Raw genomic sequence first — 11,396 nt, forward strand, 5'->3', positions numbered from 1 at the left:
CAGCGACCTTAACCCCGGCCGATGGCCTCCAGCATGGCCGCCCGCCCCACCAGCTTGACCCGCTCGCCCCGGTCGAGGGTGCGGGCCAGCTTCTCCTCGGCCTGCTCGATCGCGAGCCAGTCGGGATAGGTGATCGGCCGGACCCCGCGCTCGGCGAGCAGGGCGTCGACCCGGTGGGGCCGGGGGCTCTCGGTCACGGTCGCCAGCAGGGTGCGGACGGTCTCGGCGGCGTCGGACTTGTTGGTGCCGATCACCCCGGTCGGGCCGCGCTTCAGCCACCCCGCCACGAACTCGCGGTCGCGGACCCTCCCGGCCACGTTGGGCACGGTCATGGTCTCCTCGGAGAACGGCACGCTCGGCAGCGCCACGCTCTGGTAGCCCACCGAGCGCAGCACCATGTCGGCCGGGATCGTCTCGAACTCGCCCGTTCCCACGACGCGCCTGCCGTCGAGGCGGGTGCGCTCCAGACGTACACCCTCGACGTGGGAGACCCCGAGGATCTCCACGGGCCGCAGCCAGAAGCGGACCTCCAGCCTGCGCGGCCGGTTCTGGAGCTCCCGGGTCGACCACGACTGGAGGACGTCGACGTTGCCCCTGATCTGGCGGGTCAGCTCGGTCAGGTCTTCGCAGGTCACCTCGTCGGGGAAGGTGAGGATGTCGGCGTGCAGCAGGTCGCCGAGCTCGCGCAGCTCCTTGAGGGTGAACTTGGCGTGCTGGGCGCCCCGGCGGCCGACCATGTGGACCCGCTTGACCTTCGAGGAGGCCAGCGTGGTCAGCACGTTGTGGGGAACGTCGGTCGAGCGCAGCTCCTCGGCCGACTTGGCCAGGATCCGGACCACGTCGACCGCGACGTTGCCGACCCCGATCACCACGACGTCTTCGGCGTCGAGGGTGAAGTCGGGGGCGTCGGGGTGGCCGCAGTACCAGTTCACGAAGTCGGTGGCCGCCACGCTCCCGGGAAGATCCTCTCCCGGTACGCCCATCTTCCGGTCGACCATCGCGCCGGTGCAGTAGACCACCGCGTCGTAGCAGCTCAGCAGGTCGTCGACAGAGAGATCGAGACCCAGCTCGACCCCGCCGAGGAACCGCACCCCCGGGGCCTCCAGGACCCGGCGCAGGTAGGTCGCGATCGACTTGATCGAGGTGTGGTCGGGCGCCACCCCGTAACGCACCAGCCCGTAGGGCGTGGGCAGGCGCTCCAGGACGTCGACCTCCACGGGACCGGGAGCCTGCTTGGTCAGAGCCTCTGCCGTGTAGATCCCGGCCGGGCCGGACCCCACCACCGCGACGCGCAACGCCACCACATGCCTCCTTGCGGGAAAGCCGTTCCCCGATTCTTTACCCATCCGGCGCCCGGTAGCCAGTGCGATACGGGGCGATATTGGGGCTTGCGCCACATCTGTTACGCGATCACAGTTGGACCTCGTGGGCGGATCGGGGAAACGGCGGCGACGCACCGGGGAAAATGCGGGTGCGAACGGTACGGGAGATGAAACGCTCCCCGACATGAGATTCCACCGCGACGAGATCGGCGCACGGCGCTACGAGGCCTTCGGCCGCGTGATGGCCGCCTTCGCGACCGAGCCCGAGATGATGGAGACCTGCCGCGACCTGGGCTGGTGGCCCGGTACCGACGGCTGGGAGATCGAGTGGCGCGAGGGCCCCTTCGCCACCGAGGTCGCCGACCTGCTCATCGAGCGGGTCCGCGAGCCCGGATTCCCCGGCCCGCTGGTCGGCCCGCTGGCCCCCGTGACGCCTCTCTGCGCCCGCCTCGACGTGATGGGCGTCAGCTTCGACCTGCGGGCCATAGACCCGCTGGGGCTGGAGCGGATGCGGCACCGTCCGGGCGTGTGGCGCCTGTCGGAGGCGCTCGACCCGGCACGCCGTACGGGGTCGCGTCAGCCGTGGGAGGAGCTCCTGGGCGGGTGATCCTTTTTGTCCGCTTATAGACTGAGTGTGCTGTAGGCGGACATCGCTCGGGGGAATCGATGGTCTGGGCTTTCAGTAGTCGCAAGCACAGCCCGGTAGGACCTGAACAGGACTTCATCGCACTTGACCGGCGCGACCGGCGCAGCCAGTGGTATCTGCTGGTGGCGCTGGTCGGCGGCGCCCTCGTGGGCTTCGTCGGAGCCGGGCTTTCCGGCAGCGTGCCCTTCTGGTTCATGGCCGTTTACGATCCGTACATGATCATGGTGCTGGCCGTGATCGTCGGCGCCGGTGCCGATGGATACCGGTGGGCGCTGCTCAACAGCTCCATGGCCGCGTTCGGCGCGCTCGTCGGCCAGATCACCGCGGGCTCGGCCATCCACCACGACGCGCCCTTCGCCGGGCTCGGCTCCGCGCCGGGCGGCCTGGTCGTGGGCCTGGCCATCATCACCCTGCTGGGCCCACTGGGGTACGGCGCGACGCGGTGCGACCGCGTCGGCGGCCTCTGCTACGGCCTCACCGCGGGGGTGCTGCTGTCGGTCACCGCCGAGGAGGTGCTGGGCCTGACCCAGGAGTGGCCCTACGCCCTCAGCGCCTCGGCGATCCTGTGGGCGGGCTTCCTGGTGCTGTTCCGCCGCCGCCTCGCCGACCGCATATACGGCGCCGTGATCGGACTCGCCTACAGCGCCGGGTACGGGTTGGTGCTACAGACGCTGTAATTCTCGATAGCCTTTTACGACTACAGCAGCCCTATCGAGGAGTAGCCGTGCTTCTGCGGATGTCGAACCTGTTCCTGCGCACCCTGCGTGAGGATCCGGCAGACGCCGAGGTCCCGAGCCACAAGCTCCTGGTCAGGGCCGGTTACGTCCGCCGCGTGGCCCCCGGCATCTACTCATGGCTGCCCCTGGGCAAGATCGTCCTGGAGAACGTCGCCCGGGTCGTCCGCGAGGAGATGAACGCCATGGGCGGCCAGGAGGTGCTCTTCCCCGCCCTGCTGCCCCGCGACTTCTACGAGGCCACCGGCCGCTGGACCGAATACGGCGACACGCTGTTCCGGCTGAAAGACCGCAAGGGCAACGACTACCTCCTCGGTCCCACCCACGAGGAGATGTTCACCGACATGGTGAAGGGCGAATACTCCTCCTACAAGGACTATCCCGTCACGCTCTACCAGATCCAGACCAAATACCGCGACGAGGCGCGTCCCCGCGCCGGCATCCTGCGCGGCCGCGAGTTCGTCATGAAGGACTCCTACTCCTTCGACCTCGACGACGAGGGCCTCAAGCGCAGCTACGAGAACCACCGCGCGGCCTACATCCGGATCTTCGAGCGGCTCAACATCGACGTGAAGATCTGCTTCGCGACCTCCGGCGCCATGGGCGGCTCGGCCTCCGAGGAGTTCCTCGCCCCCGCGCCCACCGGAGAAGACACGTTCGTGGCCTGCCGCAGCTGCGGCTACGCCGCCAACGCCGAGGCCGTCACCACCCCCGCGCCCGCCGCGTTCACGGGTGAGCGCGAGGCCATGGTCGTCCTCGACACCCCCGGCACCCCCACGATCGACACGCTCGTCGCCTACATGAACGAGCACCACGGTCTCCAGATCACCGGCGCCGACACCCTCAAGAACGTCGTCGTCAAGGTGGTCACCCCCGGCGCCAAGGAGGCCGAGACCCTGGTCATCGGCGTCCCCGGCGACCGCGAGGTCGACTTCAAGCGCCTGGAGGCCGCGCTGGCCCCCGGCGAACCGGCCATCTTCGAGGCCGGCGACTTCGCGAAACACCCCGGTCTCGTCCGCGGCTACATCGGCCCGCAGGTCCTCAAGGAGCTCGGCATCCGCTACCTCGTCGACCCCCGCGTGGTCGACGGCAGCGAGTGGGTGACCGGCGCCAACGAGCCCGGCAAGCACGCCGCCCACGTGGTCGCCGGCCGCGACTTCGTCGCCGACGGCACGATCGAGGCCGCCGAGATCCGCGCGGGCGACTCCTGCCCCGTCTGCGGCAACGACCTGTCGATCGACCGCGGCATCGAGATCGGCCACATCTTCCAGCTCGGCCGCAAATACGCCGACGCGGCGGGCCTCGACGCCCTCGGCCCCGACGGCAAGCCGGTCCGCATCACGATGGGCTCCTACGGCGTGGGCGTGTCCCGCGCGGTCGCCGTGATCGCCGAACAGCGCCACGACTCCATGGGCCTGGCCTGGCCCCGCGAGGTGGCCCCCGCCGACGTCCACATCGTCGGCACCGGCAAGGAGAACCAGATCGAGATCGCGACCAGGATCGCCGAAGAACTGGAGTCCCGCGGCCTCCGCGTCCTCCTCGACGACCGCCCCCAGGTCTCCCCGGGAGTGAAGTTCAAGGACAGCGAACTCCTCGGCCTCCCCACGGTCCTGATCGTCGGCCGGGGAGTGGCCGGCGGCGTGGTCGAACTCCGCGACCGAGCCACGGGCGAACGCGCGGAGATCCCGCTGTCGGAGGCCGTCGAGAAGGTCATCGAGGCCTGCGCCTAGACAGGCGGGGCCGCGTCCGTGCCTGGACAAACGCACCTTCGTAGAGTGACCTAGATTCACCCCTTCTGACCTGGTCTTATAGGCCATGCTGAAGCGTGACCAAAACGTGACCTCGTGTGGTGTCTGCGGGTCCGGGCGTGATCCGGAGAAAGATTCATCCAGATGCTCCCGGACTTTCGGCCTGTGTGCCACCCCCGGGCCGTTGAAGCTGGCTATCTCCGGTGTCGAACTGCAAGGCTCTGAGCCGGGCGCGCGGAGGTCTGCCCTCACGCGCGGTTTGTGGTTTGAGGCGAGCTCTGGCGCGACCCTTCGCGTGGCGGCCTGGTCGCTCATCTCCCGGCTCCCGGATAGCTGCCAGGGTCCGGGGACTGTGCGCGGCGGCGGCGGTCAAGGGCTGCCCCTCGTGGCATTGCCCCGTCCTCTTCCACTCGCGCTGAGTGCGCGTCGTGCACGGCAGCCCTTGAGGGTCGCGTCCGCGCCCCCGGACAATTGGGCAGCGGGGCAGGGAGACCGGTTGGGATGTGGAGCGAAGCGGAACGGTGGTCGCTGACGCGGTGAGATCCAACCGGGCACGGTTGATAAGAAAGAGGAACTGTCAACGGGGGCGAATGTTCGCTCTCCCGTGATGCTTCAGCCTTCCTGTCTATGCCTTTTGCAAGGGCCGACGACGGTCAGGCCAGCCGTTCCTGAAGCAGTTCCCGAACCTCGGGTACGTCCTGAAACTCTCCAGTTCAAGGATGGCCCCGCGTGCTCCATTGCCCCGTGACCTCCCTCGCACGCTGGTTGCCCTACATGCACGGCCGTCCTTGACGGGTTCCGGCTGACCCGGACAATCCGGCGGCGGGTGCAGAGCCGCCGATGACTAGCGCCCTAGCTGGATAGAAGCGAGCTCATGCCAGTTCCACGCATCTTCCGATCCTTCTTGGAAGACGAGACTGACGTTCCCTACGGTCGCAACAGTTTCGGGAAGGCTTTTCCCCAGAGCATCGATAATGGGAGCTGCTGGCCCGTCTGCCGCACTGTAGGCAACCGTTACATGAGGAACCCAGGGCTGTGCCATAACACCACGCCTTCCGGCGGCGGAGAATGTCACCTCTTGAAGCGCTGCAATAATGGGTTCAAGCTGGCTCGCGGGTCGCGCCTCGACCGCAATCGCTTCAGGGTGATACAGAACTCGCTCGAACGCCAAAGTGATCGGCGCTATTGCCCCAAGAGCGTTTGTCGCGTGGGATGCCATGACCTGAGTCTGCTCAACGGTGAACTCATCTGCCGGGCCACAGAAGAGCAAAGTCAGGTGCACATACTTATGCGGCGTCAGATCGAGCCCGGAGATTCCTGAGATCCGTTGATGAGCTTCGCTGATCAACTTGTCGATCTGGGCATTTCCGCTTAGGAGCATATGCCAATATAACTGCCCTTTACCTGCCGCATAGGTTTTCCGGCGCGCCCAGCGGTTGACCATGTACTCCGGCAAAGGGCTCATGCTGCTCTCTCCTAAGCGGACAAGGCGCGGGAGTTGAAGTCCTCGATCTGCCTTGTCAGAGTTGTCGCGATTTCCGAGTTCTGATACTTGCGGGCCTTTAGGCGTTCTTTCAACTCAACGAGATAGTTGGTAACGGTCGCTATGCGCATCTCGGGTTCGATTTCCATGACGGGGGTGATCTGTTCCGCTGCTGCGGCCAGGTCGCCCATCATCACGAAAGCGTTCGCCGCTCCGAGGCGGATCTGTGCCCATGTCGGCTGGGCGAAGGGAGCTCCCGACGCCCATGCCTCCTCGGCTTTCGTGGCTGCCTTGATCGCCGATCTGGCTTCGCCCAACTGGAGGGCGACGGCCAACTCGAATAGAGCTTGGCGCGGTCGAGGGCACGACCAGGGATACAGGCCGGAGTCTTGTTCGATCCTTTCGGCCGCATCGTCTGCTCGCTGCAACGCATCGCGGGCTCGTTCCGCATCGCTGATGATTCCGGCTGCGTTCGCCTCCTGGCATGCCAGCAGGATTCGCAGAGGTGTGGCTGGGCTGCATTCGTACCCGCGTCGCGCGATATCGGCGGATGCAAGATAGTTGCCACGCCATCTCTCGGTTTTGGCCTGCGCGCTCAAACTTGCCGCAACGCTTATCCCGGCTTCTTCAGCACACAAGGCGGCCGTGATTCCGTGAACGATTGCGGAGCGGTTGTCATGGAGATCGCCCAATAGAATACACGATTGTGCCAGGACTTGCGCTTCGATTCTCAGCAGCTCGCGAACTTCTCTCGGACGCTGCTTTCCTGTCGTCAGTAGGCGCTGAATCTTCATGTTCAGGCCGTTGACGTCTTTCAGGAGTTGGGCGGGTGGCACCTTGGTGTGCTCTTCTGCAAATAGGTTCGCCGTGTGTTCGAGCATCGAAATGGTTGAACTGCCGACGTTCGTTTGCTCAATCCATGCGGCGAACGATGTGATGTCCTGACCCGCCGATATTTCGGCATGGAGATCTCGGCCATAGAGGTCCTGCTGCTGTATCGCTTTGAAGGTGCCTTCCGCAGATAATTTTTGCAGGGCGACTAGCTGCCCTCCGGCATTCAACGCCTTATCGAGTGATGCTGCTACTTGAGCACTGGGCGCACGTCGCCCTGATTGAAGGTCCGCGATATGGCCGTAGGAGACATTGGCGAGAGTCGCGAGTCTACGAAGCGAGACCTTTCCGCGTAGGCGCTGTAATGCTGCACCGAATGTCTCCAAGTCGGGGTCTCCTGATCTCGGGTCGGTGATGCGTTCGCATGGGCGCGAACGCGGGTGCGAACAGCTGCGAACAGGCCGCATGTAGAAACTCACTTCCGAGTCTAGACATGCTTGCTGGCAGATCTGAAGGAAGCGGCGGATTGTCCTCATCGCCAGAAATGCGGGGAAGCGTCCACGGCCTTATGGCCTGGTGAACGCCAACAAGTAGCGGGTCCGGCTGGCGCTGCGAACGACCAGCCGAACCCTTGACCAGGAGGGTCGTCCTGATCCATGGCACACGATAGGGCTACAACACGGGTTCGGCGAGATGATCTAGAAGGCATCTCCTTACCGGGCGTTGGACCGGCGATTGGGGAGATGTTCGGGGCTACCGGATCCCTCGGCGCTGTAGCGGGGCGGTTCTACCGCTTGCGGGCGCTACCGGAGTCGGCGTCTTCGGCGCGGGCGTACGTTCAGGTTCGGATGGCGATGTACGGGCGTCCTGACCTGCTGGACACGGCGCAGCTCGTTGCGAGTGAGCTGGTGTCCAACGCGGTCAAGGCGACGGCGGCGGGCTGCGCGCACCTGGAGATGTGGGGCGGCTCGCCGGTGCCGGTGATCGGTCTGAGCGTCTACCCCATGTTCAATCGGGTGGTCACAGAGGTGTGGGACTGCTCGCCCGAACCTCCCCGGCTGGTGGAGGCAGATGACGACTCCGAGAGCGGGCGGGGCCTGCTCCTGGTGCACATGCTGTCGGCGAGCCTCTGGGGTTACCGGCGTCCGGTGACGGGCGGCAAAGTCGTATACGCGACCATCGGAGCCGAGCTGTGAGCGCGTCGGGAGAGGTCACGGTCGCGGGCGGGCCGGATGACGCGGCGGACTTGCGGGCGCTGGGACAGCTGCTTCACGCGCGGGATTTCTCCACGGTCTTCATCCCGGACATGTGCGAGACGGCTGCCGCGCGGAACGGGACTCCGGGCTTGCTGGTGCTCACCGGGGATCGGCGGGAGGCGGCCCGGGTCTACATGGGGCCGCGTAGCGGGGCGTACATGCTCCAGCTCCTGGGACCGGGTTCGGATGCCTCGCGGGTGGTGCCGGTGATGGATGCCAGACATGCGGCGGCCAGGATCGTGGCGGCCTCCGGTGTCTCGGCGCTTCTGGCCGGTACGTCGGCGGAACCCGGGGCTGGCGATGTCGCTGAGTAGGGCGCTGCGGGGGCCTCTTCGCCTGTCGAGCAGGTCGCTGCGGGCGGCGGCCGTCCGCGCGGCGGATGACGTCGAGCAGGTGCTTGAGTGGATCGACGGTGCGGCGGCGCGGGCAGGGATCGGAGCGCTGGCGGACTTGCTGGCAGAGCGCGGGACCTATGTCCTGGGCGACGGCGGCGCTCCGGGGGTGGCGCATATTCGCCGGTCTTCGGATGGGGAGATTGGCGCGTGGGCGATGTACGGCGCTCGGAGTGGGCTGTACGTCGTGGGGGCGTTCTCTGGCGCGGTCGGGGTGGCCTCGGATGTCTTTGAGGCGGCGGAACTGGTGCCGGGATACGGACCGACGTCGTTGACGGCGCTGCGCTGGTCGCAGGAGTGGGCGGACTTCCAAGCGGAGTTGGACTACTGGCGGCAGCGGTTGTACGGCGGTGAGAAATGAGGGTCCTCGGGGCTGGCTGAGACGGCCGCCGGGCCGGTGGGCTCTCCTTCCGGGTACTGGGTGCGGACCCGAGGTGGCGGGCCTATCGCGTACTTCCCCCGTATGCGCGATCGGTTCGGCGGTTGGGGGCGGGGTGGGTTGTAGCGCGTCCGGGCGCTCCTCACCCCGCCTTCGCTGTGTGTGCGGATCACAGGAGGAGGTTCCCGCCATGACAGATGGTGGTCGTCGTGTGGTGACGATGGCGGAGCTGGCGGAGAAGTACGGGCGACGCTGGGACATCACCGGCAGCAACGTGGAGGGGTGGACGGCGGTTCGTCGTCAGCTCGTTCGGCAAGAGGCCCTGGACCGTGGGCTGTCCAACGTCCGGTGTGGCAACACGCTGGAGGACCTGGGCACGCGGTTGAGAGAAGAGGAGGCGTTGGAGTGGAGGAGGTAGAGCCGCGCGGCGATGGTGGGCGGGTGCGGCTGGCCAACTGGCTGGAGGGCGTCGGCTGTGTGGTGCTCGACTATGCCGCGTTGAGCGGTGGTGGTACTCGGGTCGATCCGGCGCTGGGGGTGCGGCCGGTGGAGGCGGAGCAGGCAGAGGTGTTGCGTGTTCTGCATGCGGCGCGGGTGCGGCTGGTGCTGGCCTCACGACAGTGAGCCGGGGTGTGATCAGCGGTTGGCATTACGGGCGGCGGGAGTTGAGGACCTGTTCGCGGTGGTCGTGCAGTCGGGTCAGGTCGGGGTGGGGAAGCCGGAGGACGTCTTTTACGGGATGGTCGCGGCGGCAGTGCGGTGTAGCCCGGTCCGGGTCGTGTGGGTGGGGTCGAGCATGCTCGCGGATTGCCGGGGGCCGATTCTGCGCGGGATGTATGCGGCGCTGATCCGCCCGTTCGGGCTGGAGCCGGAAGAGGTCTCGCCGTACGGCGCGTGGGTGATCGCGGGGTTGGGTGACCTGATCGAGGATGCGCTGGTCTGCGGGTAGGGCTGGCGGGGGTGTGGTGTTCGCGCTTGGGCCGGTGTGGATGACAGGGCCAGGGACGCGCAGACGAACTGTGGCTGCGATGTGGGCGCTGTGTATCGGGCGATGGTGGTTCGGGCCTGGAGCTTGCTGGGAGTGGCGGGGCCGGCGGAATGACCGCAGGTCACCCCGTAGGGGCGAGCGTTGAGCGAGTTCGGCCGGCGCTGCCACGGGCCCGCAGGAGGCAATCAAGGTGGTACGGAAGACGGTAGATCCCGACGGGTTTAGCCAGACAGCGGAAGCGTTCGGCAACCTCAACTGCCCTGGTCATTGTGACGTAAAGGTGCCGATTTCTAGCAGGAGGAGCGCGCCTTGCCCCTCCCGCTGGGACGTCCGGGAAGGAAACATTAGGGCGCGGCGGGCTGGCCGGGTTCTGCGGGTGCGGGAGCAGGAGTAGCCTGCTGAGGCATCGCACTGAGAACTGCGCGTTGGCTCCGAAAGAGTTTCTCCATATCTACCGGATCAGTGCGGCGTAGTACGAAGACCTTAACCAACGCTAGCACGCTAGGGCCCGCAAGAATTGCGGCCAACCACGGCTGGTCATTGATCCCAAGCACTACAGCTGCGCCCAGCATTGCAAGAGCTACTAGGCAGCCGACCCCTATGCTCACCATATGCATAGCGTGTTTGCGTGATTCCTTCTTCTCTTGCGCTTCGAGTTGAAGCTGTAATAGGCGGAGTTGATGCTCGCGCTCTAGTTGTGGATTCAGAGCTTTCAGGGCCACTTCTAGATGCCTTGGGGGTAGCTTGCTCCACTCAAGAGCGATCTCAAGGCTGGTCTGAGGCATATCTCGCTTAGGTAAGGTCATCGCGCTGTCCCCCCATCACCAGCGACGGGAACGGGATCTCCTTCGAAGCGGATTTCATCTGGCGGGGGGCCTAGCCTTTGGAATAGATGATCCAAACCTGATGCGATAACAGAGGTGGCGGCGACGGAATCAGCGTTGTCGCCAACGTCCGTGAGATTTATTGGGGCGGGAGCATCATCGGCGGAGTGGCGCATCGCATCTTCGATGCTCCTGGTAAACAATCGACGGTCCGGTTCGTTGTGGCCGACATGCGATTCGGGGGGAAATATTCCTGGAATTTCCCAGTAGTAATCTCTATAAACTCTTATTTGCCTCTCAAGCTCACTGGCTTGAGCTATCAATGCTTCGCCGACCTGAGGTGGACCGGCTTCGATTTGGTGCTCGATTCTATCGAGCTGCTCCAGAAGGGCGCGGACTCTTTCCTCGTATTGAATAATCACCTCCATCGCCCTCTTTCTGCCCTTGTCTTCTAAAAATAAATGGGATGGGATCGGCGCGCGGCTCTGGCGACCGATTCCCATTATTTTAGATATCCAGTCCCGATATCGTCGCCACACGATAAAGCGCCTCCTGACTACATCGAAGCAAGTCTAGACGTGAAAGTCGCCTGGCGCGGGAGATCGGAATTTTTGGGCGTTTCGGATATGCCCTAAATCTGATAGTGACTGTGTGCCTGATCCTCTGCCATGGGCGGCTTGCCGCTCCTCGCTGGGACCGGCCGGAGGCCGCATGCCCGGCGAGGGGAGGGCGGCGTTCTGCCGCCCGCGCGGCCGTCAGGCCGCGCCTTGACATCTATAAGAACAATTCGGCA

13 protein-coding genes are annotated in these 11,396 nt (G+C 65.6%); 9 read left to right on the forward strand and 4 right to left on the reverse strand.

Annotation, left to right across the window (positions count from 1 at the left end; genetic code table 11):
• Positions 1-8: 8 nt before the first annotated feature.
• A complete protein-coding gene (locus tag ACYQ78_RS39075) occupies positions 9-1,346 on the reverse strand; it encodes an FAD-dependent oxidoreductase (RefSeq protein ID WP_459806051.1) in 1,338 nt (445 codons plus the stop codon).
• 160 nt (positions 1,347-1,506) lie between these two features.
• Between ACYQ78_RS39075 and ACYQ78_RS39080 the strand changes: the two genes are divergently transcribed.
• Genes ACYQ78_RS39080 through ACYQ78_RS39090 form a run of 3 tightly spaced genes read left to right on the forward strand, consistent with a single transcriptional unit; the run spans position 1,507 to position 4,432 of the window.
• Complete coding sequence (locus ACYQ78_RS39080; protein ID WP_459806052.1) at positions 1,507-1,929, forward strand: hypothetical protein; 423 nt, start codon at positions 1,507-1,509, stop codon at positions 1,927-1,929.
• A gap of 59 nt (positions 1,930-1,988) precedes the next feature.
• Positions 1,989-2,645: a hypothetical protein gene (locus ACYQ78_RS39085; protein WP_459806053.1), complete on the forward strand. Its 657-nt coding sequence runs from the start codon at positions 1,989-1,991 to the stop codon at positions 2,643-2,645.
• Positions 2,646-2,692: 47 nt separating this feature from the next.
• Entirely contained in the window at positions 2,693-4,432 is a 1,740-nt protein-coding gene (locus ACYQ78_RS39090; RefSeq protein ID WP_459806054.1) for a proline--tRNA ligase, read from the forward strand.
• Positions 4,433-5,294: 862 nt separating this feature from the next.
• On the opposite strand, the gene ACYQ78_RS39095 is transcribed toward ACYQ78_RS39090, so the two are convergent.
• Both ACYQ78_RS39095 and ACYQ78_RS39100 read right to left on the reverse strand, forming a co-directional pair.
• Complete coding sequence (locus ACYQ78_RS39095; RefSeq protein ID WP_459806055.1) at positions 5,295-5,915, reverse strand: 2'-5' RNA ligase family protein; 621 nt, start codon at positions 5,913-5,915, stop codon at positions 5,295-5,297.
• A gap of 11 nt (positions 5,916-5,926) precedes the next feature.
• Positions 5,927-7,150 (reverse strand): helix-turn-helix domain-containing protein, encoded by a 1,224-nt coding sequence (locus ACYQ78_RS39100; RefSeq protein WP_459806056.1) that lies wholly within the window; start codon positions 7,148-7,150, stop codon positions 5,927-5,929.
• Between the two features lie 357 nt (positions 7,151-7,507).
• Here ACYQ78_RS39100 and ACYQ78_RS39105 point away from each other — a divergent pair, with 357 nt between their 5' ends.
• The 6 genes from ACYQ78_RS39105 (at position 7,508) to ACYQ78_RS39130 (ending at position 9,740) form a co-directional block, all read left to right on the forward strand.
• Positions 7,508-7,960 (forward strand): ATP-binding protein, encoded by a 453-nt coding sequence (locus tag ACYQ78_RS39105; protein ID WP_459806057.1) that lies wholly within the window; start codon positions 7,508-7,510, stop codon positions 7,958-7,960.
• A complete protein-coding gene (locus tag ACYQ78_RS39110; RefSeq protein WP_459806058.1) occupies positions 7,957-8,334 on the forward strand; it encodes a hypothetical protein in 378 nt (125 codons plus the stop codon). The genes ACYQ78_RS39105 and ACYQ78_RS39110 overlap by 4 nt, the downstream gene beginning before the upstream one ends.
• A gap of 79 nt (positions 8,335-8,413) precedes the next feature.
• A complete protein-coding gene (locus tag ACYQ78_RS39115; RefSeq protein ID WP_459806059.1) occupies positions 8,414-8,773 on the forward strand; it encodes a hypothetical protein in 360 nt (119 codons plus the stop codon).
• A gap of 238 nt (positions 8,774-9,011) precedes the next feature.
• Positions 9,012-9,209, forward strand: a complete 198-nt coding sequence (locus ACYQ78_RS39120; protein ID WP_459806060.1) for a hypothetical protein — start codon at positions 9,012-9,014, stop codon at positions 9,207-9,209.
• Positions 9,197-9,415 carry a hypothetical protein gene (locus ACYQ78_RS39125; protein WP_459806061.1) on the forward strand — a complete coding sequence of 73 codons (219 nt, stop codon included), beginning with the start codon at positions 9,197-9,199 and terminating at the stop codon, positions 9,413-9,415. Before ACYQ78_RS39120 ends, ACYQ78_RS39125 begins: the two co-directional genes overlap by 13 nt.
• Positions 9,416-9,434: 19 nt before the next feature.
• Entirely contained in the window at positions 9,435-9,740 is a 306-nt protein-coding gene (locus tag ACYQ78_RS39130; RefSeq protein WP_459806062.1) for an HAD family hydrolase, read from the forward strand.
• 841 nt (positions 9,741-10,581) lie between these two features.
• On the opposite strand, the gene ACYQ78_RS39135 is transcribed toward ACYQ78_RS39130, so the two are convergent.
• Complete coding sequence (locus tag ACYQ78_RS39135) at positions 10,582-11,142, reverse strand: hypothetical protein (RefSeq protein WP_459806063.1); 561 nt, start codon at positions 11,140-11,142, stop codon at positions 10,582-10,584.
• Between the last annotated feature and the right edge of the window lie 254 nt (positions 11,143-11,396).

The sequence above is a fragment of the Herbidospora sp. RD11066 genome (assembly GCF_054661255.1).